The sequence below is a fragment of the Paenibacillus validus NBRC 15382 genome, from assembly GCF_004000985.1.
In the GTDB taxonomy this organism is placed as follows: domain Bacteria; phylum Bacillota; class Bacilli; order Paenibacillales; family NBRC-103111; genus Paenibacillus_G; species Paenibacillus_G validus.
The window spans coordinates 1-24,610 of the sequence record NZ_BIMH01000058.1; the positions used below are offsets into that span (position 1 = coordinate 1).

The following is a 24,610-nucleotide window of genomic DNA, read 5'->3' on the forward strand; positions in this document are numbered from 1 at the left end:
ACGCGCAGCAGCCCGAAGGCGTCGCCGGCGGTTACCGTCCGCTCGGCGGCGGCATAGACGCCCCGGCCTAGCCCCGCCAGCCGGCTGGTCAAGCGCGCCTCGCCGCGGAAGCCCGCCGGCGCGTAAGCGCACAGCGTCACAGCTTCGCCGGTGCCGGTATGCACCCAGCGCTCCTCGAAACGCAGCCAGACGCCGGGCAGACCGCGCGCAGGCAGCGATACCCGATACGCGAAGCTGAGCGATTCCCCCGTAAATACATAGAGCAACCCGGCTTCAACCGGCTTCGTTTCTCTGGCCCCTAGATCAGAGAACGTATGTTCCGGACCCAGAAACAACCGCTCCACCCGGACTCCCCGACGAACGGACAGGTAGACTAGCAGCCCGTAGATCCACAGCAAGACGGCCACCCCCAGCGCGAACCAGGCCGTGCGGCCGCCCCAAGTCGCCGCCCAGACGCCGGCGGCCGCTCCAATCACGACAAGTCCGATTAAGCTTCGCATCGCGGATCGCCTCTCAACCGGCCGCATGGCGGCGAACCGGCACCGGCGTCGCCGCCAGCAGGTCGCCCATCACCGTGTCGGCGCTCTTCCCGGCCATGGAGGCATTCGCTCCGAGCATGATCCGATGCGCAAGCACCGGGACGCAGAGCGATTTAATATCGTCGGGAATCACGAAACCGCGTCCGCAGCGGAACGCTTCCGCCTGGGCGGCGCGCATCAGCGCGATCGACGCCCGCGGACTGGCCCCGAGGGCGATATCCGGATGTTGACGGGTCGCCGTCGTCAGCTGCACGATATATTGCTTGATCGTCTCGTCGACGTGCACGGCACGCACTTGTTTTTGCAGCTGGGCGAACTCCTCCTGCAGCACGACCGTCCGAATGTGCGTGAGCGGAAACGCATCCTCCATCCGGTTCAGCATCTCCACCTCGTCGCGCGGCTCGGGATACCCCAATCGCAGCTTGAGGAGAAACCGGTCCAGCTGCGCCTCCGGCAGCGGGAACGTCCCTTCGAAATCGATCGGATTTTGCGTCGCGAGCAGAAAGAACGGCTCCGGCAGCGGATACGTCGTCCCGTCGACCGTCACCCGCTTCTCCTCCATCGCTTCCAGCAAAGCCGCCTGGGTTCGCGGCGACGTCCGGTTCAGCTCGTCGGCCAATACGATCGGCGCGAGCAGTGGACCCGGCCGAAATTCAAATTCGGCTGTCCGTTGATTATAAATCGATACCCCCGTCAAATCCGAGGGCAGCAGGTCGGGCGTACATTGAATGCGTGTAAACCCGCAATCGATCGTACGCGCCAAGGCACGGACGAGCATCGTTTTACCGACGCCGGGCACGTCTTCGAGCAGAACATGACCGCCGGCCAGCAGGGCGACGAGCAGCTTCTCGATCACGTCCCGTTTGCCGACAATCACTTTTTCCACTTGATATACGATACGCCCAAGCAAAGCTTCGGGAGAATCCGTTACGGATGAGGACGACATCATGTTTATAACCTCCTAAAATGCGGCTCATAGTCTTCATAGACTTGGAATCCTATGAATCCAGTATTGCCGAATTTCAGAGATTTTAGACGGGAACCGAACGCTTCGCCGCAGCCGCCCACAGCCGCCCCAGTTCGAGCGGCAAGCCTTGCCGGAAGGTGGCCCGGACCGTGGCGGGATGCCCGTCCGTCTCCGGCTCGTAAGCGACGATCTGCGCGCCGAGCAGCTCCAGCGCGCTGCGCAGCGGCACATATAACGAGCCCTCTCGCAGCTCCATTTCAGGCAGAGGGATGACGGTTACAGCTTCATGCCCGGAAGGGTCCCATTGCGGCTGCTCCCGATAAACCCGCAGCTCGCAGTTCGCTAAATCGTACTCCGTCCGGGAGCTCCCGTATCGAACGACCGCCGTCCGCGCGCCCGGCTCCCATACCACCTCCGCTCCCAGCGGCTGGACGAGCTCCCGCAGTGGAACAATGAACCGCTCTTCCCGAAAGAGGAAGCCGTCCCGCCGGAAATCCACGGTCGTATAGTCCGTCCGAAGACGCAACTGGTCAGGGCCTCCCGCTGCAATCCCCCCGGAGGCCAGCGCCGTCTCAGGGGCCGGTTTCACTTCCGAGCCTGCGCCCGCTTCTTCCGCAACGCTCCCGGCTGCCGCCCAAACCGGGCGGTGCTCCTCAACCGCCTGCAGCTGCTGTTGAAAGGCGCTCCACGACGTTCCACGCTGCCATTTGGCTTTGCTCACGCCAAACTGCGCCGGCTTCACTTCCGTCGAAAGCGGAGCGAACCGGTAGCCTTGATCTTTAAACAATTTGATAATTTTCGGCAGCGCTTTCAAGGTTTGCTCATGACCCGGTCCGTCATGCATCAAGACGGTCACCTCGTGCCGGAACGGACCTTGGGCCACCGTATGCGCGATGTCCTCCGCGGTCGCACCCGCCTTGCGCGCATCCTCGCTGTCGATCGTCCAATCGAAGACGGAATATCCGCCGCGGTTCAACAAATAAAAGTAAAACGCATCAAAGTTGCCAGCCGTTCCCCCCGGAGCACGTACGAGCGGCGTTCTAACGCCCGTCGCATCGAACAAAATTTGTTCCGTTCGCTGCAGCTGCTCCCAGTACGCTCCGAAATTCGAGTACAGCTCTTTATATACATGGTTATACGAATGGTTCCCGATCGCATGCCCTTCCTCCACGATTCGTTTCACGACATGGGGTCTGGCTTCGGCCTGCTCGCCCAAGACGAAGAAGGTGGCCCGCACCTCTTCCTCCTTCAAGACATCCAGCACCTGCGGCGTAAAGGCGCTCGGTCCGTCGTCGAACGTCAAGTAGACGGTCGGCTCTTCCGGCTTTCGGTACGACATCTCTTCCGCTTCTACACGTTTACCGGAGGAGAGCGAGGCGAACACCTCGTCCGCCTCCTTGGCGGTCAGCGGGGCGGCGGCGAACGTTTGCGGGGCGGCCGATAGCCATATGGCGAGGACCAGTATTCCGGTCAAGAAAGAATGCAAGATGCTGTTTCTACTGCTGGTGCGTTCAGCCGATGTTACCCGCTTCATTTGAATCCCTCCGTATATTCTATGGGCTTTCGTTTTACTAGAATATATGGAGGGACCCTAGCATTTAGACCTGTGCGCCGCGAAACTTCGCTAGATTGCCTCTTGTGATTATGGGCGCCTCCGGCCAGTTCGTCCTACCGGTTTGCTTCGAGAAGCGCATAGAGGAACTATGATCCGCTATTGTCCCTCCTTCCCCGCATCATCGAAAAATAACGAACCTTCAGAGCCTTATTATTCGAGCGCCACCGAGGACCGTCTACACGTCGAAAACGGCGGAATAAGCTGTCCAGCGTTCTGCTATTTCGTACCAGCTCTACCCGTGTTGCCAGGTTCGCGGCCTTTTCACTACCGCCCGTTGTTCCAAGGAATGCCGAACCTGCACTAAGGCCCCCGTCTCCCCGCTCCCGCGCCAAAAAACCGCAGAAAGGCCTCGGCCTCCCTGCGGTTTCATGCATACTTGTTCTTTGCGTTGATGCGCCTGCGACCGCCGTACCCCTTACGGCTGCCCCGGCTGACCTTTGCCAAACCTGCTATTCTTCCACGCGGCAAGATGAAGCTGGAACTCCTGATCGATGAGGGCCGCTCTCGTATTCAGCTCATCCATCCATGTCTTGTCGCCGACCAGCGACGCTGCGTAGATGTAATTGTGCAGCTCGCTCAGCTTGCGGGCATAGTTCGCATTCGCCTGCAGGCACATCGTCAACTCATTCGACTCATCGGTCGTTAATTCCCGGCTTTGGTGAAGCGTCCACAACTCGGCCATCCGAACTTGAAAAGGCAGCATGTTTCTCACTCTCCCGAAAAATTTGCTTGCCTTCCCAGTGTTGACGGATTCGCGCTTCTTTAGACAGGCTCCGGCTCGACAGGCTGCCGTTTACCGGAATCAGATACAAACCGGCTTGGCGCTCCAATTGAATGACCTGTCGGCTCCAGCGTCCCGTCAAGCGCGCACTTTGTAGGTCAGATGGAGCCGGTGTTCGGATTGGCGCCGCCAAGAACCGGCCGTCCGGCGTCAGCGCGAAGTTTCGCGGCGTATCACCCTGCGTGGAAACATGCTGCAGCAGGCCCAGCCTCCGCTCGACTAGCCGATGCCGAACACAGCGATGCTGTTGTGTCTCTTAAGCAAGTTCCTCTTCTTTCACTCCAAGCACATTTTGCAAATAAAAGATGATCACTTCTATCTGGCTATCGATCTGTAATTGTTGGATATCCATTTGCATCGCATCGCAGGTAATGCCGTCAATTAATGAAATGATGGTCCTCGCTATTGCTTCAATGGACATTCTTGGGTGAAACTCCCCTACAGCGACTCCTCGTAAGTGAAAACTTTGGTATCAATACCATCAGTTTTCGCTTCTATAATGTTAAATGTGTAACATTCTATACAACATATTAATTTACAAGTAAAAACCTCTAAAGCTAATCTTACAGAGTAATACCGGCTCTCTCTTCCGTTACACCGTTTCCTTCACCGCTTGCAGCACCTGCTCCACATGGCCTTTGACCCTCACCTTGCGCCATTCCCGCACAAGCCGCCCCTCTTCGTCGATCAGGAACGTCGAGCGGACAATGCCCATATACTCGCGGCCGTACAGCTTCTTCAGCGCCCAGACCCCGTACTTCTCGGCCACTTGATGATCCGGATCGGACAGCAGCGGAAACGGCAGCTCGTATTTCGCCGCAAACTTCTGATGCGCCTTCAGGTCGTCCGGACTGATGCCCAGCACGACCGTACCTGTCTTGGCGAACTGTTCGTTATAATCGCGGAATTGGCACGATTGCTCCGTGCACGTCGGCGTCATATCTTTCGGGTAAAAATAAAGCACGACCTTGCGGCCGCGGAACTGGCTGAGCGTAACGGTTTCCCCGCTGCCTGCCGTTAAGGTAAAGTCGGGAACCACTTGTCCGATCTGCAATTCTGCCATTGAATTCCTCTCCTGACGGTACTAGGTTTTGCGCCGCATTATACAATTTGGCCATCCGCTTTGACAAGCGTAACGGCCTGACTCCTATCGAACGCCACGTACTTCATGGCCTCTTTCATCATTAGCTTGGCGGAATCGCCCCAGGATTACACGCCCGGCCTTGAACAGATGGCGTTTACGATCCCGCCCCGCGGTACCGCTTCACGCCGTAATTCCAGACACAAACGCCGGTAACGAAGAAGACGGCCCCGACAACCGGGGTGAGCAGCGCGAAGCCGCCCCAATTCGCCCGGTCCAGGAAATAGGCGGACGGATAAAACCCGACGAAGCCGAACGGAAGCACCCACGTCAGCGTAAACTTCATGACGGCGTTGTAGATCGTCATCGGATACCGCCCATAGTTTTGCAGATTGTAGAGCAGCGCGGTAATCCCGGTTGGAGCGTCCGAGAAAAAGGACAGCGCCGAGAAGAAAATGTAAATGCCGGCATAAATCATAACCGAGCCGACGACCAGCAGCACCAGCACGAACGGATCCGACCACGTGAAGCCAAGGCCCAGCTGCGTCCAGGTATATGCCATGATGAGGAACCCGACCAGGGAGCTGAATAAGGACGGCGGGTCCATATTTTCCAGCACCAGCTGGACCAGATTATACGCCGGGCGCGTCAGCACCCTGTCCATTTCCCCCTTGACGATGTAGCGCTCGCTAAAATTCCACAAATTAAAGAAAGTGTTAAACAAGCCTGATGCCATCATAAAATAACCGTAAATGAACAGCACCTGCTGCTCATTCCATTCCCCGATCAGTTCGGTATGCGTAAACATGATCAGAATGAAAATTAAATTCAGTCCGTTAAACATCAAATCCGACAACAGCTCGATCCAGAAGTCGGAACGATACGTAAGACGCGTTTTGAAATAGTTTTTCAAATAACCCAGAATCAGCCCGGCATAGAACATTCGTCCCTCACCCTCCCTGTACGAACAGACGCGACCTTGCGCTGCGCCAAAGGAAGTAAAGCGGCACTAACAGCAGCACAAACCATCCCGCCTGGATCAGCAAGCCGTGATACACGGCATCGCCCGTTACCGCTCCCGTAATCACCCGGCCGGGCAAATACGTAATCGCCTGGAACGGCAAAAACCGCAAGACGCTCTCTGCCCAACCGGGGAAGAAAGTCATCGGCACGACGAGTCCGGAGAACAAGTCGACCGCCACTCGCTTCATCCGCATCAAGCCCTCGTTGTTTTCAAGAAAAAACGCGCCTAACCCGGTCATAATATTGATCTGTGAATTAATCAGGAAGCTGAGCAGCAGCATGAACAAATAAACCGCCCACAGCTTCGGATCGGTCGGCAGCTGCACGGGAAACAACAGCGACGCCAGAATCATGCCTGGCGTGGACAGCATCAATAAACGGAACAAGCCTTCGCCGAGACCCTGCATCATTTTGACAACCATATAATTATAAGGACGAATGAACTGAATGGCCAAACTGCCGTCTTTGATTTCGTTCGCAATATCCCGGTCGAGATTGTTGAAATAGAACGCCCGTGCCATCCAGCCGATCGCGACATACGTCGTCATCTGGGTAAGCGTCATGCCCCCCAGTACCTCTTTGCTCCCGTATATCGCTTTCCACAGGAAGTAGTATGCTCCGATATTCAACGCATAGATAATGATCCCGCTAAAGTAGTTGACCCGGTAGGCGAGCATCATCAGGAAGCGTATCCGGATAATATACAAATACGCGTTAAGCATGAACGGCCCCTTCCCGTTCCCGGGTCCATTCACGCTTTACTTCCGAAGAACCGGATTTGTAGATCTCGCGGACAATGTCGTCGGTATTCGTTTCGAATATTTTGATATCCTCGATGTTGACCACTCCGACCACGCGGCCGAGAAGCTCCGATACGTTCGCCAACTGATGCGGAATCCACACTTTGGCGGTCAGCTCATTCTCAAGCTTCCATTGGACGTCCAGTCCGGCGGTCAGCAGCTCCAACTGATCAAGCGTGACGGGTTGGGCGAAGCGGAACGCAGCTTCTTTGCCTTTCCCCCAGCGTTCCTTTAATTCCTCGAGACCGCCGTCATAAATAATGTTGCCGTCGTCGAGCATGATAACTCTGGAGCATAGCGCTTCGATATCCTGCAAATCATGCGTTGTCAGCAGAATGGTCGTACCGAACCGGCTGTTTAGCGATTTGAGGAATTCGCGGATTTCGGTTTTCACGACAATATCAAGGCCGATCGTCGGTTCATCCAGAAACAGGATGGACGGATTGTGAATAAGCGAAGCCGCCAGCTCACAGCGCATCCGCTGCCCGAGGCTGAGCTTTCGCACAGGACGGTTCAGCAGATCGCCGAGCTGGAGCCTGTCGATGAGCTCATCCATCCGAATCCGGTAATCGTTGTCCGGAACGCGATACACTTTTTTAAGCAGCTGGAACGATTCGACCACGCCCAGGTCCCACCAGAGCTGGCTGCGCTGGCCGAACACGACGCCGATGCCGCGGACGAACGCCTCTCTTTCTTGATAAGGGACGTAGCCGTTGACGCGAATATCGCCGGACGTCGGAACGAGGATGCCGGTCAGCATTTTAATCGTCGTCGATTTCCCTGCACCGTTCTCCCCGATGTAGCCGCAAATCTCCCCTTGAGGAATTTGAAAGCTGATGTCTTTAACCGCACGAACCTGGGTGTACTCTCGTTTAAACAAATCACGAAGAGCACCTTGCAGCCCTTCGCGATTCTTCTGCACCTTAAATTCTTTGCGCAGCTCATGCACGTCTATAGCGAGCGACATTGGAATGTTAGCCTCCTGTCAGAAATTGCCGAAGCTTGCAGCTTTACAGCGAAACCCGGTATAATGAAGAGAAATTTTCACAAGCTATACCCGTATATGATACACGAACCGCAAGAAGAGGAAAAGCGACCGAAACTACAGGAAAGGATCGATTTTTCCATGGCACGCAAGATCAAATGGTTTTTTACAGGCATTCTTGTTCTTTTACTCATCGCTATCGGTTATTATACATACGGCTTCCTTACCTTTGCCAAGAACATCCAAAGTACGCCGGAAACGACAAAATTTTCGGGCTTCACGGCAACGAAGACGGGAGGAGCCGAAGCCTACGCGCCTCCCAAATGGGAAGGCAAACAGCGGGTGAACGTTCTGATCTTAGGCGGAGATTCGCGAGGCTTGAAGAAGAACGAAATTCCGCGTTCCGATTCGATGATGGTCGCCTCGATCGATCCGGTGACGAAGAAGGCGTACCTGTTCTCGATTCTTCGGGACACTTATGTGAAAGTGCCCGGTCACGGCAACGACCGGATTAATACCGCGGTCGCTACGGGCGGTCCGAACCTGGCGATGAAAACCGTCAGCGATCTGCTCGGTATTCCGATTCAATATTATGTATACACCGATTTCCAAGGTTTTATCGCGTTGGTCGACGCGATCGGCGGCATCGAGCTCGAAGTCGAGAAGGACATGAAGTACCGGGACTCCGAGGAGCCCGAGTTCGATATTAATTTGAAAAAAGGCGTGCAGCAGTTAAACGGCAAAACCGCCCTGCAATATGTCCGGTTCCGCCATGACGCGCTCAGCGACTTCTCGCGGACGGAGCGCCAACGTAAGTTTATGACGGCGGTCGCCCAAAAAATGCAAACGACCGGCTCGCTTATCCGCATGCCGAAGATTCTTAACAGCATCGATCCGTACATCGAGACGAATTTGACCACGACCGACATGCTGAAGCTGGGGACGCTCGCCATCGAGGCGAAAACCGAGGGCATGTCCAGCGAGCAAATTCCTCCGACAGAGCTGCTAGTCGAGAAGCGCGTAGGCGGCGCGGAAGTGATCACGGCGAACACCCAGAAGCTGCAGCAGTTCGTCAAAGCCGTGTTTGAAGACCGCGACCCGTTCGCGCCAGCGGAGAAAAATACGACGCAGGAAGCAGCGAAAGCTGCTGGCAGCAGCAGCGCGGCGAAGAAATAGCAGGATCGGAATACCTGACCGGGGCCTTAGAGCCCTGGTTTTTTGTATGGCTCGCTCCTACAGCCGAAGCGCATGATAGTTCCGCTATTCTTCACTCGGCCCGGCTGCGCGCGCCTATAGCGGTATGGTTTTGCGTCCTCGGAACAGTTTACCTTGGATTGTGCGGCTTATTTCGATATAATAATTCAAACTTTACCGATCGGAGGTTTGGCGCATGCCAAGCATCCATGTTATCGATGCTTCTATGGGCAAGCCGTTTCACGGCCAGCTATCCGCGCGGCGCTGCCGGGCGTGCCTGTCACCCGGCAGCGATCGCATCCGGATTGCAGGTCATGCCGTCACTACACCGTAATCAATCCTGCAGGTCGATTTACATGAACAATAACCTGTTCCCATTAAGGAGGCTCCCGAATTCATCATGTCAACTAGTAATGAACCGAACTTGTTCAAGCAAACAGCCGGACGTCCGCATTCGGAAGAATTATACCGTGAAGCGCTCGAGCACATCGTCGGCGGCGTCAACAGCCCGTCCCGTTCGTTCAAGGCGGTAGGCGGCGGCGCCCCCGTCTTTATGAAGCGCGGGCAAGGCGCTTATTTCTGGGACGCGGACGATAACCGATACATCGACTACTTGGCCGCTTACGGGCCGATCATTCTGGGTCACGCACATCCGCACGTGACCGCCGCCATCTGCCGCGCCGCCGAGAACGGCACGTTATACGGGACGCCGACGGAACTGGAAATTACCTTCGCCCGGATGTTGAAACAAGCTATCCCTTCCATGGACAAGGTTCGATTCGTCAACTCCGGCACCGAAGCCGTCATGACAACCATTCGCGTCGCGCGCGCCTACACCGGACGGAATAAAATCATCAAGTTCGCCGGATGTTACCATGGACATTCCGATTTGGTGCTCGTAGCCGCCGGCTCCGGACCTTCCACGCTCGGCATTCCGGATAGTGCGGGCATTCCGAACAGCATCGCGCACGAGGTGATTACCGTACCGTTCAACGACGTGCCGGCGCTGGAAGAAGCTCTTTCCCGCTGGGGCAGCGACGTCGCTGCCGTCATGGTCGAGCCCATCGTCGGCAATTTCGGGATGGTTATGCCAAAGCCCGGCTTCCTCGAAGGATTATGCGCCGCAGCACGTCGCAACGGCTCCCTCGTCATCTATGACGAGGTCATCACAGCGTTCCGCTTCCATTACGGAGCGGCGCAGACGTTTGCGGGCTTACCGGAGGGGACCGATCTCGCCGCCGTGGAGCCCGACCTGACCGCGCTGGGCAAAATTATCGGCGGCGGCCTTCCGATCGGCGCTTACGGCGGCCGCGCCGAGATCATGTTGCAGGTCGCACCGCTCGGACCCGCTTATCAAGCGGGCACGATGGCCGGTAACCCGGCTTCGATCTCGGCGGGCATCGCCTGCCTCGAAGCGCTGCAAGAGCCGGGCACTTACGAGCGGCTCGACCGCTTGGGCGCAATGCTCGGAGACGGACTCGCTCAAGCTGCCGACGCACATGGCATCGCGTTAACCGTGAACCGCATCCGCGGTGCGTTGTCGACGCACTTTTGCGCCCACCCCGTGACGAACTACGATGAGGCTCAGGATACGGACGGCGAACAGTTCGCCCTATTTTTCAGACTCATGCTTGAGCAAGGCATATGTCTGGCGCCATCGAAGTACGAAGCATGGTTTTTGACGACGGCCCATACGGAAGATCATGTCCGTGCAACCCTGGAAGCAGCGGATCGCGCTTTTGAAGCGATGGCGCAAACGCAGCGCCGGCAGGCTTCACAATAAATTCCATTTATCACCTAAATCACGAACTATTATCAGTCTACGATAATAGTTCGTTCGTTTTTAATCGTTTTTTTAATTTTATCTGAAATTTCCCTTTATTCACCAATTATGCAAAATAGATAACGCTTACATCTTGTCGAAAGGTGCAATGTTCTATTGTCTCACATTCGATTTCGTGGTATTCTATTACTACTTTGCAATTCAAAAAAATCGGCTAAATGTAACACCAGATGTGAGGTTTTTGCCGTGATAGCCCAGAAGATATGCGCTCATTGTGTGGACGTGGGCACATTTATTTTTTTATTATTGCCCTGTTGAGTCTATCTTCCAGTGGATTGAGAAAGCGCCGAACACCTCATTTATGCAGTATAAATGTATATTTATTCATTTGTTTCTGCCGCTCGGTTGTCCGCTTTCTTTTTCAATGCATGACAAGCCTTCTTATTCAGAACGAATGCTGGCAACAAAATTAATGGGAGGTGAAGGTCAGCCTGCTGACCACGAGAATGAACCAAGTAATGCGCGATGAGGGCCGCTTTCAGAATTTGCTCGCTACGGAACATGACAGCTGCGGTATCATTTGTATTGTAGAGAAAGACGGGTATCCATCCCGCGATAACATTCAAAAGACGATCGACGCTCTCGTTAAAATGGAGCACCGCTCCGGGTTTATTAACGGTGAAGGCGACGGTTGCGGGATTTTGACCGATATTCCCCGCGCACTGTGGGAAAAGAAGCTGACGGATGCCGGTTTGGACGGCAAGCTCGCTTACGATGAACGTTTCTCCGTCGGTCATATCTTCGTTCCGCGTAAGCTGGACATTTCTGTTGCCGATATGCAGAAGGGCATCCGCGAATTGTTCGCGCAATTCCAAGTAAACATCTTGCTCGAGCAAGAAAATCAAGTGGACAGCAGCGTGCTCGGTCCGAACGGCCGTAACGACGAGCCAACCTTCTGGCAAATCGCCGGACTTTGCGACAAGCAGGAAGTGAAGGTCGCCGATCAATTGTTCGAACTTCACGTAGCGATCGAAGCCAAGTATAACGTGCACGTCGCCACGCTCAGCAACGTGACGGCCGCCTATAAAGTGATGGGCGCGGCCAGCATTCTTCCCAAATATTATAACGACACTCGCGACCCGCTGTTCGCGGCGCAAGTAACGATCGGACACAACCGGTATTCGACTAATACGCAATCCAGCTTCTTCCGCGTGCAGCCGTTCTCGCTTCTCGGGCACAACGGCGAGATCAACACGGTGAAGAAGATGCGTCTGGAAGCCGACATGGTCGGTGTTCCGCTCGTAGACGGCGGCTCCGACTCCCAGGACATGAACCGGACGATTGAAACGTTCATTCACCGTTCCGGCATCAGCTTGTTCGAGGCGATGGAAATCGTATTCCCTCCGATCTTGAACGAGATGAAGCAGTTCCGTCCGGAAATGCAGGATCTGTATGTTTATTATCGCCAAGCATGGGGCCACTATGCTCAAGGGCCGGCCGGCATCGTATCGCGTTACGGCAACGAGTGCATTTTCAGCGTAGACGCGCTCGGTCTTCGTCCGGTATGGATGGTCGAAAGCGACACGTCCCTCTATTTCTCTTCCGAGCAAGGCGTAATTACGGTCGGCGAAATGGTGGCCGAGCCGAAGCCGATCGCCCCGGGCGAGAAAATCGGCGTCGTCCTGACGCCGGGCGAGCATGTGCAGGTGATTCCTTACCATGAAGTGCAGAGCATTGTCTTGGAACGCGCTAAACAACGCATCGGCTTTGAAGGCCTTCGCAAACATTTGAATAACGAAATTCCGGCTGTCGAAGCTGAGCAATCCGCCGACGTTACGCCTACCGATTCGCTGTACAGCGCCTTCGGCTGGGACCGCGACGGGATCCAGATGATCGAATCGACCGCCGAAACCGGCGCGGAGCCGATCCGTTCCCTGGGTCATGACAGCCCTCATGCGGCGCTGGCTTGGGAGCGCGTGAACATTCCCGATTATATTAAAGAGAGCGTCGCGGTTGTCACCAACCCGGCGATTGACCGTGACCGCGAGATGGAGCATTTCTCCACGCGCATCGTCGTTGGTCCCCGTCCGAAAGTATACGGACAGCCGGATAGCCGCCTGCGCATGGAGTTGCTGTATCCGGTCGTGCTGGAAGGCAGCAACGGCGTAGATTCTCTTACCGAGCTGAAGCAGCCTAGCTTCGAGCAATTAAAGGCAATGTTCGCAGCGCAAGGCGGCAATGCCGTAGCGACGCTGTCGACGACATTCGCCCGCGGCACCTCGCTGCAAGCCGCATTGGATCAGCTTGCCGCTGATGCCGTAACCGCCGTTAAGAACGGCGCAGCCTTGCTTATCCTGGACGACAGCCAGGCGCATCAGAACGACCGCCTGTGGATGGATCCGCACCTTGCGGTATCCAGGGTCGATATCGCGCTTCGCGGCGAGAAGCTCGGCTATGGCGACAACCTTCGCCGCCAGACGACGCTTGTGCTGCGCAGCGCCGCGATTCGCAGCCTGCATGACATCGCCGTAGCCTGTGGACTCGGTGCGGATGTATTGTCTCCTTATTTGATGTTCGCGACGGCATCCGCCAAGAACGGTGCGCCGGCCGCTCGCAAAGTATTCACCGCTTTGATGAAAGGTCTGGAGAAAGTCATCTCCACGATCGGTACGCATGAGCTGCGCGGTTACACCCGTTTCTTCTCGTCGATCGGCTTGAAGCCGGAACTGGCGGAAGTGCTCGACATCGTCAACTACTTGGGCAGCGACAAAGCAGGCACCGGCTTTGCCGAGCTTGAAGCGGACGCCGAAGCCCGTTACAACGATTTCGCCAACCCGAAAGCGAAAGCGGCGAAGAACTTCCGTTTCTTCCAGCGCATGTGGAAAGCGCTCGGCGACGCAGCCTCCGGCGCGGCGCCTTACAGCGACTACCGTGACAAGCTTCGCGAAGAAGAGAAGAAAAATCCGATTTCCATCCGTCACGTTGCGGATTTCGATATGGAGAAAGCATACGCCGAAGGGCGCAAGCCGCTGGATCCTTCGCAAGTCAACATCGGCATCGGCGGCCACGATCTGCCGATCCTGATCTCGTCCATGTCGTTCGGCTCACAGAACGAAACAGCCTTCCGCGCTTACGCGGAAGCGGGCGAGCGACTGAACATGGTTACCATGAACGGCGAGGGCGGCGAGATCAAGGATATGCTCGGACGTTACAAACGGACGCGCGGCGCGCAAGTCGCATCCGGACGCTTCGGTGTGAACGTTGAGCTCGCGAACGCCGTAGCGTTCCTTGAGATTAAAATCGGCCAGGGCGCGAAGCCGGGCGAAGGCGGTCACCTGCCGGGCTCCAAAGTAACGGCCAAAATCGCTCTTGCCCGTAATGCAACCATCGGTTCCGACCTGATTTCGCCGTCCAACAACCACGATATTTACTCGATCGAGGATTTGGCGCAAATCATCTCCGAGCTGAAGGAAGCAAGCGGCCGCAAAGCGAAAATTATTGTCAAAATTCCTGTCGTTCCGGGTGTCGGCACGATCGCTGTCGGCGTTGCGAAAGCAGGCGCAGACGTCATTACGTTGTCCGGCTTCGACGGCGGTACGGGCGCGGCCCGGATTCACTCGATCACACACGTCGGCTTGCCGACCGAAATCGGTACGAAGCTGGCGCACCTCGCCTTGATCGACGCCGGTCTTCGCCACCAGGTGGAATTGTGGTCGGACGGCGGTATGAAATCCGGTGTGGACGTGGTCAAAATGTTCATGCTCGGCGCCAACCGCGTCGGCTTCGGTTCCATCGCGATGCAATCGATCGGTTGTACGACTTGCCGCGGCTGTCATCTCGACACCTGTCATGTCGGTATCGCCACACAAATCGATTCGCTTGAGGAAGCCGAAGAGAAAGGCCTGCGCCGCTTCGTTCCTCGCGTATACGAAACGGCGGTTGAATCGCTCATTCGTCTGTTCGGCGGCATCGGCGAAGAAATTCGCGAAATCGTCGCACAGCTCGGCTTCAAAGACGCTCAAGAGCTGGTCGGCCGTTCCGACCTGCTGAAACAAGTAAGCCATCTGGATCGCATCGATCTGTCCGATCTGCTTCGTCCGGCTCCGCTCTCCTTCGCTGCTGCGCAAGAAGCGCGAGCGCAAGTGGCGGCTGCGGTATCGTCCGATATCCGTATCGCGGCAGGCGCAGAAGGACTCGACTTGTTCCCGGAATCCGTCTCCTTCGACGCTCCGGTGAACCGCACTTGGAGCAACATCGATGCCGAATCCCGGATTCTCGGCAGCCGTTATGCGAGCCATCGCGTACGCGACCGTTTCGACGGAAGCTACGACGAACTGCCTCCGGTCAACATCGCGATTACGGAAGGCTCCGTACCGGGTAACGGTTTGGGCGCCTTCAACGCTCGCGGAGTCGACATTACGGTACACGGCGGTGCGGAAGACGGCGTAGGCAAAATGGCGCTCGGCGGTAAAGTCGCCATCCTGAAAGCACCGGGCAAGCACAACCAATTCATCAACGGTTCCGTCGGTAAATCGTTCGGATACGGCGCGCAAAGCGGCTTGTTCCTGATTCAAGGCAATGCGGACACCCGTGCCTGCATCCGGTTCTCCGGCGCCGACGTTGTCTTCGGCGGAGAAATTACGACGCCGTTGAAAGACGAGCTCGGCGGTCTTGCCGCCCGCGCCAACCTGAAAGGCTTTGCGTTCGAGTACATGACCAACGGCCGCGCCGTCGTCATGGGCGATCCGGGTCCTTGGATTTGCGCAGGGATGACCGGCGGCGTGATTTACCAGCGCCTCGTGCCGGAGATGGGTCTCGATGAAGCTGCGATCGAACGTCGTATTGCCAAAGGCGCGAAAGTAAAAATCGAACCAATCGGCCCACAAAGCATCAAAGATTTGAACGAGCTGCTCGGCGCTTACCGCACTGAGCTGGCGAACTCCGGTCAAACGGAAGCCGCGGCGAAGGTGGATCATTTGCTGAACAACCTGGAAACAAGCTTCGTTCGTATCGCACCAGTCGGTTTACAAGCCGATCAATCGGTCGCAACAGAATAGGACGTTGCCATAACCCTATCCATCCCTCAGGCTATGAAAGCTGAGGGATTTTTTTTATAACACAAACAAGCAGGGAGCTCGAAACCGTCACCACGGTTCAAACTTCCTGCTTGTTTACTTTTACTGCACCCGCTTGCTTCGGCAAATCCCTTTGCCGTCGCTTGTGTCTACGCCTTAGCCGCACGGAAAGCGTCGATGTACTGCGCCGCCTTCTTCGCCACGAGGCTGTAGTCGCCCGCCTTCACCGCATCGCTCGTCAAATCCGAGCCGATGCCGACAGCAACAGCGCCGGCTTTAATCCATTCACCGAGGTTGCTCAATGAAACGCCTCCGGTCGGCATAATATTCGCCTGCGGCAGCGGTCCCTTGATGGCCTTGATCATCCCCGGGGAGTATAAGTTGCCCGGGAACAGTTTCACGACATCAACGCCGAGCTCAAGCGCCTGCTGGATCTCTTGGATCGTCATAACGCCAGGCATCACCGGTACGCGGTACCGATTGCACAGTGTCACCGTATCCGGGTTGAACGACGGACCGACAACAAACTCCGAACCGCTCAAGATGGCGACGCGCGCGGTTTCCGGATCAAGCACCGTACCGACGCCGATAATCGCGTATTTGGACGGGTCGCTTGTCGTGCTCGAATACGTTTTGGCCAGCTTCTCAATCGCTTGCAGCGCGAACGGAACGGTCATCGTTACCTCGATCACCTTAATGCCTCCGGCGATCGCCTGCTCGGCCATTTCCACCACTTCATCCGGCGTATCGCCGCGAAGCACCGCGACGACGCCTCCTTCTACGATTTGCTGCAGCAGTTTAATTTTTTTCATCTCGAGTCTCCGTCCTTCAAATTTCGTTCCCTATAGTTTCGTTCTTTATAGGCTTCCTGCTTACGGTTAAGCTTCGTTCTCCCGACTTGCCGTTCTACCTACCGTTCCACATGCTTCTCATTGTTCAAGAACGCTTCGACCTGCTCCCAGGTCGGAATCCCTTCCCAGTCGCCCTCGTTCTGAACGACCATACAACCGATCAGGTTACCGAGCCGCACTGCTTCGGCCAAGCTGTAATTTTTCAGCAGCCCGGCGATAAATCCGGCGCAAAAGCCGTCGCCCGCGCCCACAGTGTCGACGATACGCTCGGCTTTGAAATATGGCACTTCCGTCACGCTCGTCTTATCGACGATATACGTGACGTCTTCGCCGCCTTTGACGATCGACACGCCCGGCAGCTCGCGCAGCTTGCCGATAATTTCGTCAAAGCTTTCCGTCGCATACAGCAGCTTTAACTCATCAAGCCCCGGCAAAAAGTAATCCGCTTCCTGCGCCATCTCCAGCAATGCGCCACGGGCTTCTTCCAGCGACCACAGCTTCAAGCGCAAATTCGGGTCGAAGCATACCTTCACGCCATTCTTCTTGGCGAGGCGAACCGATTCTTTCAGGGTCTCGCGGGCACTTTCGCTCAAAGCCATCGTAATTCCCGTGACGTGTAAATACTGGGCTTGGCTGATATACGATTCGTCCAACTGCTCCGGCTTCATCAGGCTGGCCGCCGAGCCTTTGCGGTAGTAGTATACCGACGTTTTGCCGGAAATGATTTCGCGCAGCATCAGCCCTGTCGGCGCTTCTGTCGTCAGCTCGGCACGCGACACGTCGACGCCCTCGCCGCGGATTTTCTTCACAATCATCCGGCCGAGCGGGTCTTTGCCGAGCCGGCCGAACCAGCCAACGCGATGTCCGAGCCTGGCTACGCCGATCGCGACATTGCTTTCCGCACCGCCGAACAACGATTGGAAGTGAGAGGAATATTCGATGCCTTTAACGTCTTCCGGCAGCATTAAGGCCATCGTTTCTCCGAATGTGACAATTTCCGGCACAAACATTTGTTCTTGTTGGGTAGACCTGTTCATATTCATTATCTTGTCATCCATCCTCCGTCCACGCACAATATGTGACCGCTCATATAATCAGACGCTTTCGAGGCAAGGAAGACGACAGGCCCTTCCATATCTTCTGCCGTTCCCCAACGCCCAGCCGGAATTCGAACCAGAATTTGCGCGCTCCGCTCTTCATCCGCACGCAGCGCCACGGTATTGTCAGTCGACATGTAACCGGGGGCAATTGCGTTCACTTGAACGCCTTTGCTGGCCCATTCGTTCGCCAGCGCTTTGGTTACACCGGCAATCGCATGCTTGGATGCGGTATATCCCGGTACGTTGATACCGCCCTGGAAGCTTAGCATCGACGCGATATTAATAATTTTGCCCGAACCCTGCTTGATCATCTCGCGGCCGACGAGCTGGGAAAGGAAGAATGCCGCATTCAGGTTCAAATTCAACACGTCGTGCCAATCGCTCGCAGCGTGGTCGGCTGCCGGCGTACGACGGACAATTCCCGAATTGTTCACCAATATATCGATTTTGCCGAACACGGATAGCGTTTCTTGAACGATGCCTTCGAGCGCGCTTTCATCCATCAGATTAGCGACGATCGTGTGTACCTTGCGGCCCATGGCCTCGATCTGCTGCTGCACTTCGCGTGAACGATCGTTGCTGGTCACAATCGCAACATCTGCTCCCGCCTTCGCCAAGCCGAGCGAGATACCTCCGCCCAAGCCTACGGCGCCTCCGGTCACCAAGGCTACTTTTCCCGTCAAATCAAACAAACTGCTCACCACTCGCCACTCCCCGTTTAAACGTTTAAATTTTTATCTTTATAAAGCTCCTTCCGGAGCCCTTGCTTGACCTTATTATACGTGAAATCAGGGTATTTTGCCAGACTCGCGCCATAAAAAATCAGCCTTTCCCGAACAGGCCGTACAGCAAATGATACGTCGCCCGAATGCCTTCAGGCTCCCTGTAACGTTCCACGTATGCTTTCTCCATGGCCGCGAGCAGCTTACGGCTAATTCCGCCGCCACCCGCCGGCTCTTGATTGGCATTGCCTGCGCCTGTTTTCTTCACGCTGTACAAGAAGCTGCGAACGTCGCGGAAATGCAGCTCGTACATCGTCTCTTCGCCTGTAAACGCACGTGTGACCTCCTCCGATGCGCCATCCAGCAGCGACTCCCAATCGCTCAAGCTGAGAAAATGCTGCCCTCGCCGCCGTCCCGCCGCCTGCAGCGATTCCGCCGCTGCCGTAAACGAATCGTGCAGCTCGTGGAACGTTCGCGGTCCGAACGTCGCGAACGCAAGGACTCCCTCCGGCTTCAGCATACGAAGCCAAGCCCGCATCGTATCAGCAGGCTCGTTGAACCATTGGACCGTCGCGCTCGAAACGATCAAATCTGCCTGTTCCGGGAGCCGGAGCTCTCTGAAATGCTCCGCTGTCAGCCCTTCCGCATCCGCCGATACCACGACCAGTCTACCCGCCTCCGCTTCCGCCGAACAGCGCTCCAGCGTCAGCCTTACCATTTGCGGCGCAAGATCGACCGCATACACGCGGGCCTTAGGAAACCGTGTCAACAGCGAAGCAGTCAATCTGCCGGTGCCGCAGCCGATTTCCAGGATATGTCCTACCCGATCCGGGGAAATTCGCTGTTCGATCAGCTCCAATAACCGGTCTCCCATGCCGATTTGTACAAGCGCATTCCGGTCGTAGTCGTCTGCATAGCGATCGAAGTGACGTTTCACCCGGTTTTTATCCACCCTTATCGTTGTCATTCAGAAATCCCCTCAACCGCTCATAAAATGCTGCCTGTTGCGTCAAGAATGGAGCATGCCCCGCTCTCATAACTACCCGTTCCAAGCCATCCGCGTCCTCCGGCATGGCCCCGATCGGACACACAGGATCGTACTCCCCGTGTATCCAGAGCACGCGCAGGGAGCCGGCTGCCAGCCGCGGGAGCAGCTCGTCGGACCATGCTTCCCGTACCGTCGCCGCGGCCAGATAGGAAAGGCCCGCCTGCAGCCCTTCCGCCGACATATCCGTATCCGGCTGCAGCAGCCGCTCCGGGGCGCTCCCTTCCTCCCGTTCCGCTTCCGTAAACATCGAAGCGGCAAACTGTCGAAGCACGTCTTCCGGTTGTGTACGGAGTCTCGCCTGCATCCGCTCCAGCACTCGCAGAGGCCACCCTCGGGAGCGATCAGCATCCGTGAACTGCAGGGTCGCCCCGATCAAGACAAGTTTCCTTAATTCCGAATGCGCCCCCGGCTTACAATCGCTTCCGCCATCCGAATCACGATAGCGGCGGGTCAGCCAATCCAGCAGCAGCAAGCCGCCCATCGACCAGGCAACCACTGCCTCGGGCCGCAGCTCCGCTATCCGATGCTCGAGTGCTTCGAATAAGGAGGATACGTCCCGGCATCCGGCGTATGAGAATTCGTGATGAGACCATTCGGTATCTTTCGCTAGCCGTCCCGATATCGGTTTCCATACCTGAGGGGACATACCCCAACCATGAATCCACAGGACGCGCCGATCACGTCTTTCCGCCGAATCCATCCTCATGCCCCTCCCGCCTGTTCACGGCATTTTACGATTTGATTGGCCGCCCATCTCAAATCCTCGTCCCGGTGTCCCGCCATGATCGTAAAACGTATCCGGGCTGTCCCCTCCGGGACGCTAGGCGGACGAATCGCCACAGCGGCAATGCCGGCCAGCTGCAGACGCTCCGCCATACGCAATGTCTCCTCGTTCCCGCCGATGATAACAGGAACAATGTGGCATTCGCTTTGCCCCGTATCCAGCCCGTGCTGCCGCAGTATCGATCGAAACATCGCCGCCTTCTCCTGCAGCACCCGTCGGCGCCAGCTTTCCTGCCGCACACGCCGCCACTGTCTACGAATCGTGGCTACAAGGTCCGGCGGGAGGGCTGTCGTATAAATGAAGCTGCGCGCCGCATTCACCAGATAGGACTTCAACAGGTGTTCGCCGGCTACATAGGCGCCGTAAACGCCGTACGCTTTGCTGAACGTGCCCATTTGCACCTCCACCTGCCCGGAGAGCCCAAGCGCGTGTACCAGACCCTGGCCTTCCTTGCCGTACAAACCGCCGCTGTGCGCCTCATCAACCATCAGCATAGCGCCGTAACGGTCCTTCAGCCAAACGAGCTCGCACAGCGGCGCCACCGTTCCGTCCATACTGAAGATCGAATCGGTGACGATCAGCTTTTTCCGGCCTGCCGGGGTGCTCCGCAGCATCGTCTCCAGCTGATCCAGATCGCGATGCCGGTATCGCTTATGCTCGGCGCGGCTAAGCACGATCCCATCGACAAGGCTCGCGTGGTTCAGCCGATCGCCGAACACGACGTCATGACGTCCGACAAGCGCCGGGATCACGCCGACATTAGCCAAGTATCCGCTGCCGAACAACAAACAGCTCTCCGTTCCTTTGTAAGCCGCAAATTCCTCTTCGAACGCCGTATACTCCGGATGATTGCCGACAATTAACCGCGAGGCGGTCGATCCCGTACTTCTGCGGGCTCTCTCCGTCTCCCGGCCATCCGACGCAGCGCTCTGCTCCGGTTCATGTAGATCGTCGCCTTCGCTTCCCAGACTCAAGTAGTCGTTGGAGGCGAGATTCAGCATCCGGACTCCGTTCCTCCGCAGCCAACCTGTCTCCAGCGGCTCACATTCCGCTAAAGTGCGCAAGCGCCCTTGTTCCTCGTAAGAAGCCAGTTCCTTTTGCATCCATTCCAACGCCGCTCTGCTCATTCGGGCGATCCCTACAGGGCACACAGCTCGATCTCGAACCCGAGATCTTCAATCATCTGATGGTCGGCCGTCGCTTCTTGGCCTTCCGTCGTTAAGTAATCGCCCACAAACACCGAATTGGCTGCATACAGCCCTAATGCTTGCAGCGAACGCAAATTCACTTCGCGTCCACCGGCTACCCGAATCTCTTTCCCAGGATTTATAAAACGCATCAATGCCAATACCTTCAAGCATTTACGCGGATTCAGTTCCCGGGTGTCCGCAAGCGGCGTACCCGGGATCGGATTCAAAAAGTTGATCGGGATCGAATCCGCATCGAGCTCACGCAGCGCATAAGCCATCTCCACGATCTCCTCGTTCGATTCCCCCATCCCGATAATACAGCCGGAACACGGCGACATGCCAGCCCCTTTCGCCTTCTCCACCGTATCTACACGATCGTCATATGTATGGGTTGTCGTAATGTTGGCGAAATTTTGCTTGCTCGTGTTTAAATTGTGGTTGTAGCGGTCCACCCCGGCCTCTTTCAGCCGCAATGCCTGCTCCTCGCTCAAAATCCCTAAACAGGCGCATATCTTCATCGGCATCTCGGACTTAATTTCTCGAACCGCTTCGACCACCTGATCCAGTTCCTTACCCGTCGGCCCTCGTCCGCTAGCGACAATACAATAGGTCCCGACCTTCAGCTCCATCGCTTTGCGTGCGCCGTCTACAAGGGTCTTCTTATCCAGCAGCGGATATTTCGTTATCCCGGCCTTCGACACGATGGATTGCGAGCAATAACCGCAGTCTTCGGGACATAATCCGCTCTTGGCGTTAATGATCAAATTCAGCTTCACCTTTTTTCCGTAGAAATGCCGCCTTACCCTAAAAGCAGCCTGCATCATCGCTAGCAGCTCGTCATCATCCGCCTCCAGTACAGATAAGCCTTCCTCCATCGTCAGCAGCTCGCCCCGAATCGCCTTATCGGCCAGTTCGTTCCAATCCGTTTGCACCTGTATCATTTCGATATCCCCTCAACATTCGAATTCTTAACAACCTTAAACCATCGGTTCCCCTTCAAAAAAGCGCCCGATTTCGTTCCAGCGCAAACGCTCCTCTAATAGCTCGGTCCACACGTGCCGCCATTTACCCCATTCGATCGGGTTCGAAAGCATTCGCTCCATCGGCATCCACGGCAGCGTCGCCCACACGGAGGTGCCGCCGAACCTTTCAATCATGCGAACGTTGTCCACCAGCGATGTATCGTTCTCTTCCTCATATCCGTTGAGTATCACCCCGGCTACATCCAAGCCGCGGCTTCGGGCACACTCGATCGTCATCAGCGTGTGATTGACCGTCCCGAGCGTGGCGCGGGCCACAATGAGCAGCGGGAGCCCCAGCGCCAGCGCCAAATCCGCAACCGTACGGTCCCCGGTTAGTGGAACTAACAAGCCGCCAGCCCCTTCCACCAGCAGCGGTCCGCCTTCCGTCATTCGCCTCCGTCCTTCCGACTCAAGCGCGGCCCATCCAATCGTCTTTCCTTCCCGTTCTGCGGCTACCCAAGGCGCCAAAGGCTCCCGTAAGGTAATCGTGACTGTCTCCGGCTCCGTTTGCGGCAATCCGCTCCCGTACGCGAGCCGAAAGCTATCGGCATCCGGATCGCCCAGTTGTACCCCGGATTGCACCGGCTTCCAAATTTCTACTGGGCTCGGAAGTCCCCCGAGCTTTCGGAACGTATAGGCTGCCAGGGCCGCCGTCACCCATGTCTTTCCTACATTCGTGTCCGTACCTGTTACAAAAAGACCTTTTCTCATCCTGTACTCCATTCACTTACGTTAACCTTTAATTTTAAATTCAGGTTAACGTTAATACTAAACGTATTGTACACTGCCCTTTCCCCGGAATCAAGGAAAATCGTTCCACAGTGTTCGGCATCCCCTTACATGGGTCCAACTTGAATCGGTCTTGATGCCAAACGCGGAACTTAAGGTACAATAAAGCAAGTAACCATGAAAACAATAAAAAACTCCACCAAATTAGCGTTAACTAATTTGGTGGAGTTGGTTATCCGATCATTTACAACGTTTATGATTCGTAACGCTTATAATAAGCGATGTTGATGTAATGGCGTCCCAGGAGGGATTCGAACCCCCGACCGACGGCTTAGAAGGCCGTTGCTCTATCCAGCTGAGCTACTGGAACTTGATGGAGCGGGTGATGGGAATCGAACCCACGCTACCAGCTTGGAAGGCTGGAGTTCTACCATTGAACTACACCCGCTTAAATGAATGGTCGGGACGACACGATTCGAACATGCGACCCCCTGGTCCCAAACCAGGTGCTCTACCAAGCTGAGCTACGTCCCGATAGTTTAAGTGCCGGTAGAGGGACTTGAACCCCCACGGTTTCCCTCACGATTTTGAGTCGCGCGCGTCTGCCAATTCCGCCATACCGGCAAGTCTAGATGGAGCGGAAGACGGGATTCGAACCCGCGACCCTCGCCTTGGCAAGGCGATGCTCTACCCCTGAGCCACTTCCGCATAATAATCACAACTGAGATCAATTAAAACATGAAACATCTTTCGAATCAAGTACGAGGTTGTGACTGATTCGTTTATGGAGCGGAAGACGGGATTCGAACCCGCGACCCTCGCCTTGGCAAGGCGATGCTCTACCCCTGAGCCACTTCCGCATACCTGATAAGTGAAAGAAAATGGTGAGCCATGTAGGACTCGAACCTACGACACCCTGATTAAAAGTCAGGTGCTCTACCAACTGAGCTAATGGCTCTTACAGCTACCCAAAGAAATCAATAAACTGGGGATCTAGGATTCGAACCTAGGCATGACGGAGTCAAAGTCCGTTGCCTTACCGCTTGGCTAATCCCCAATATGTAGTGGGGCGATCGAAGGGAATTGAACCCTCGAATGTCGGAGCCACAATCCGATGCGTTAGCCACTTCGCCACGACCGCCACAGGCTAAAAACTACTGGTGCCGTCGAGAGGAATCGAACCTCCGACCTACGCATTACGAGTGCGTTGCTCTACCGCTGAGCTACGACGGCGCAAAACAAAATTTCGGTTATCATCGAGCTATCCGATGTACCGATTATATTATAGTTCAGACTATGCTTAACAAATAATGGCGGAGCC

Annotated in this window: 19 protein-coding genes, 10 tRNA genes and 2 pseudogenes; 4 read left to right on the top strand and 27 right to left on the bottom strand. The window is 56.0% G+C overall.

The window, feature by feature from the left end; all coding sequences use genetic code 11:
• The 9 genes and pseudogenes from PVA01S_RS23450 to PVA01S_RS23490 form a co-directional block, all read right to left on the bottom strand.
• Positions 1 to 500: pseudogene (locus PVA01S_RS23450) on the bottom strand (hypothetical protein); the annotation flags it as partial.
• A 13-nt stretch (positions 501 to 513) separates the two neighbouring features.
• Positions 514 to 1,488: an AAA family ATPase gene (locus PVA01S_RS23455; protein WP_127610006.1), complete on the bottom strand. Its 975-nt coding sequence runs from the start codon at positions 1,486 to 1,488 to the stop codon at positions 514 to 516.
• A gap of 82 nt (positions 1,489 to 1,570) precedes the next feature.
• Entirely contained in the window at positions 1,571 to 3,040 is a 1,470-nt protein-coding gene (locus PVA01S_RS23460) for a polysaccharide deacetylase family protein (RefSeq protein ID WP_127610008.1), read from the bottom strand.
• A 496-nt stretch (positions 3,041 to 3,536) separates the two neighbouring features.
• Complete coding sequence (locus PVA01S_RS23465; RefSeq protein ID WP_127610010.1) at positions 3,537 to 3,824, bottom strand: DUF7667 family protein; 288 nt, start codon at positions 3,822 to 3,824, stop codon at positions 3,537 to 3,539.
• Between the two features lie 334 nt (positions 3,825 to 4,158).
• Positions 4,159 to 4,353, bottom strand: a pseudogene (locus PVA01S_RS26840) (hypothetical protein); the annotation flags it as partial.
• A gap of 141 nt (positions 4,354 to 4,494) precedes the next feature.
• Entirely contained in the window at positions 4,495 to 4,965 is a 471-nt protein-coding gene (gene bcp / locus PVA01S_RS23475; protein ID WP_054798026.1) for a thioredoxin-dependent thiol peroxidase, read from the bottom strand.
• Positions 4,966 to 5,140: 175 nt separating this feature from the next.
• Positions 5,141 to 5,926, bottom strand: a complete 786-nt coding sequence (locus PVA01S_RS23480) for an ABC transporter permease (RefSeq protein WP_127610012.1) — start codon at positions 5,924 to 5,926, stop codon at positions 5,141 to 5,143.
• A gap of 7 nt (positions 5,927 to 5,933) precedes the next feature.
• The gene (locus tag PVA01S_RS23485) at positions 5,934 to 6,728 is read right to left on the bottom strand and encodes an ABC transporter permease (RefSeq protein ID WP_127610014.1); all 795 of its coding nucleotides are present in this window, start codon (positions 6,726 to 6,728) and stop codon (positions 5,934 to 5,936) included.
• Positions 6,721 to 7,773 (bottom strand): ABC transporter ATP-binding protein, encoded by a 1,053-nt coding sequence (locus PVA01S_RS23490; RefSeq protein WP_127610016.1) that lies wholly within the window; start codon positions 7,771 to 7,773, stop codon positions 6,721 to 6,723. The genes PVA01S_RS23485 and PVA01S_RS23490 overlap by 8 nt, the downstream gene beginning before the upstream one ends.
• Positions 7,774 to 7,932: 159 nt before the next feature.
• On the opposite strand from PVA01S_RS23490, the gene PVA01S_RS23495 reads away from it, so the two are divergent.
• From PVA01S_RS23495 to PVA01S_RS23505, 4 genes are all read left to right on the top strand, one after another.
• The gene (locus PVA01S_RS23495; RefSeq protein ID WP_127610018.1) at positions 7,933 to 8,967 is read left to right on the top strand and encodes an LCP family protein; all 1,035 of its coding nucleotides are present in this window, start codon (positions 7,933 to 7,935) and stop codon (positions 8,965 to 8,967) included.
• Positions 8,968 to 9,181: 214 nt separating this feature from the next.
• Positions 9,182 to 9,319 (top strand): hypothetical protein, encoded by a 138-nt coding sequence (locus PVA01S_RS26845; protein ID WP_155615694.1) that lies wholly within the window; start codon positions 9,182 to 9,184, stop codon positions 9,317 to 9,319.
• Between the two features lie 66 nt (positions 9,320 to 9,385).
• Positions 9,386 to 10,768 (top strand): glutamate-1-semialdehyde 2,1-aminomutase, encoded by a 1,383-nt coding sequence (locus PVA01S_RS23500; protein ID WP_127610020.1) that lies wholly within the window; start codon positions 9,386 to 9,388, stop codon positions 10,766 to 10,768.
• Positions 10,769 to 11,274: 506 nt separating this feature from the next.
• Positions 11,275 to 15,825 carry a glutamate synthase-related protein gene (locus PVA01S_RS23505; protein WP_230876353.1) on the top strand — a complete coding sequence of 1,517 codons (4,551 nt, stop codon included), beginning with the start codon at positions 11,275 to 11,277 and terminating at the stop codon, positions 15,823 to 15,825.
• Between the two features lie 167 nt (positions 15,826 to 15,992).
• On the opposite strand, the gene PVA01S_RS23510 is transcribed toward PVA01S_RS23505, so the two are convergent.
• The 18 genes from PVA01S_RS23510 to PVA01S_RS23595 form a co-directional block, all read right to left on the bottom strand.
• The gene (locus tag PVA01S_RS23510; RefSeq protein WP_127610024.1) at positions 15,993 to 16,655 is read right to left on the bottom strand and encodes a bifunctional 2-keto-4-hydroxyglutarate aldolase/2-keto-3-deoxy-6-phosphogluconate aldolase; all 663 of its coding nucleotides are present in this window, start codon (positions 16,653 to 16,655) and stop codon (positions 15,993 to 15,995) included.
• A gap of 98 nt (positions 16,656 to 16,753) precedes the next feature.
• On the bottom strand, positions 16,754 to 17,731 hold the full coding sequence (locus PVA01S_RS23515) for a sugar kinase (RefSeq protein ID WP_127610040.1): 978 nt from the start codon (positions 17,729 to 17,731) through the stop codon (positions 16,754 to 16,756).
• Between the two features lie 5 nt (positions 17,732 to 17,736).
• Positions 17,737 to 18,495, bottom strand: a complete 759-nt coding sequence (gene kduD, locus PVA01S_RS23520) for a 2-dehydro-3-deoxy-D-gluconate 5-dehydrogenase KduD (RefSeq protein ID WP_127610026.1) — start codon at positions 18,493 to 18,495, stop codon at positions 17,737 to 17,739.
• Positions 18,496 to 18,616: 121 nt separating this feature from the next.
• Positions 18,617 to 19,483 (bottom strand): malonyl-ACP O-methyltransferase BioC, encoded by an 867-nt coding sequence (gene bioC, locus PVA01S_RS23525; RefSeq protein ID WP_127610028.1) that lies wholly within the window; start codon positions 19,481 to 19,483, stop codon positions 18,617 to 18,619.
• Positions 19,461 to 20,264: an alpha/beta fold hydrolase gene (locus PVA01S_RS23530; RefSeq protein ID WP_164751950.1), complete on the bottom strand. Its 804-nt coding sequence runs from the start codon at positions 20,262 to 20,264 to the stop codon at positions 19,461 to 19,463. Before PVA01S_RS23530 ends, bioC begins: the two co-directional genes overlap by 23 nt.
• Positions 20,265 to 20,266: 2 nt before the next feature.
• A complete protein-coding gene (gene bioF, locus PVA01S_RS23535; RefSeq protein ID WP_127610032.1) occupies positions 20,267 to 21,475 on the bottom strand; it encodes an 8-amino-7-oxononanoate synthase in 1,209 nt (402 codons plus the stop codon).
• Positions 21,476 to 21,486: 11 nt separating this feature from the next.
• Positions 21,487 to 22,479 (bottom strand): biotin synthase BioB, encoded by a 993-nt coding sequence (bioB, locus tag PVA01S_RS23540; RefSeq protein ID WP_127610034.1) that lies wholly within the window; start codon positions 22,477 to 22,479, stop codon positions 21,487 to 21,489.
• A 36-nt stretch (positions 22,480 to 22,515) separates the two neighbouring features.
• Positions 22,516 to 23,271 carry a dethiobiotin synthase gene (gene bioD, locus PVA01S_RS23545; RefSeq protein ID WP_127610036.1) on the bottom strand — a complete coding sequence of 252 codons (756 nt, stop codon included), beginning with the start codon at positions 23,269 to 23,271 and terminating at the stop codon, positions 22,516 to 22,518.
• A gap of 311 nt (positions 23,272 to 23,582) precedes the next feature.
• Positions 23,583 to 23,659, bottom strand: a tRNA-Arg gene (locus PVA01S_RS23550).
• Positions 23,660 to 23,663: 4 nt separating this feature from the next.
• Positions 23,664 to 23,737 (bottom strand) — tRNA-Gly (locus PVA01S_RS23555).
• 9 nt (positions 23,738 to 23,746) lie between these two features.
• Positions 23,747 to 23,823, bottom strand: a tRNA-Pro gene (locus PVA01S_RS23560).
• A 10-nt stretch (positions 23,824 to 23,833) separates the two neighbouring features.
• Positions 23,834 to 23,913 (bottom strand) — tRNA-Leu (locus PVA01S_RS23565).
• A gap of 9 nt (positions 23,914 to 23,922) precedes the next feature.
• Positions 23,923 to 23,997, bottom strand: a tRNA-Gly gene (locus tag PVA01S_RS23570).
• Positions 23,998 to 24,074: 77 nt separating this feature from the next.
• A tRNA-Gly gene (locus tag PVA01S_RS23575) sits at positions 24,075 to 24,149 on the bottom strand.
• 22 nt (positions 24,150 to 24,171) lie between these two features.
• A tRNA-Lys gene (locus PVA01S_RS23580) sits at positions 24,172 to 24,247 on the bottom strand.
• A gap of 27 nt (positions 24,248 to 24,274) precedes the next feature.
• Positions 24,275 to 24,346: transfer RNA gene (locus PVA01S_RS23585), tRNA-Gln, on the bottom strand.
• A gap of 8 nt (positions 24,347 to 24,354) precedes the next feature.
• Positions 24,355 to 24,430 (bottom strand) — tRNA-His (locus PVA01S_RS23590).
• Between the two features lie 17 nt (positions 24,431 to 24,447).
• A tRNA-Thr gene (locus PVA01S_RS23595) sits at positions 24,448 to 24,522 on the bottom strand.
• Between the last annotated feature and the right edge of the window lie 88 nt (positions 24,523 to 24,610).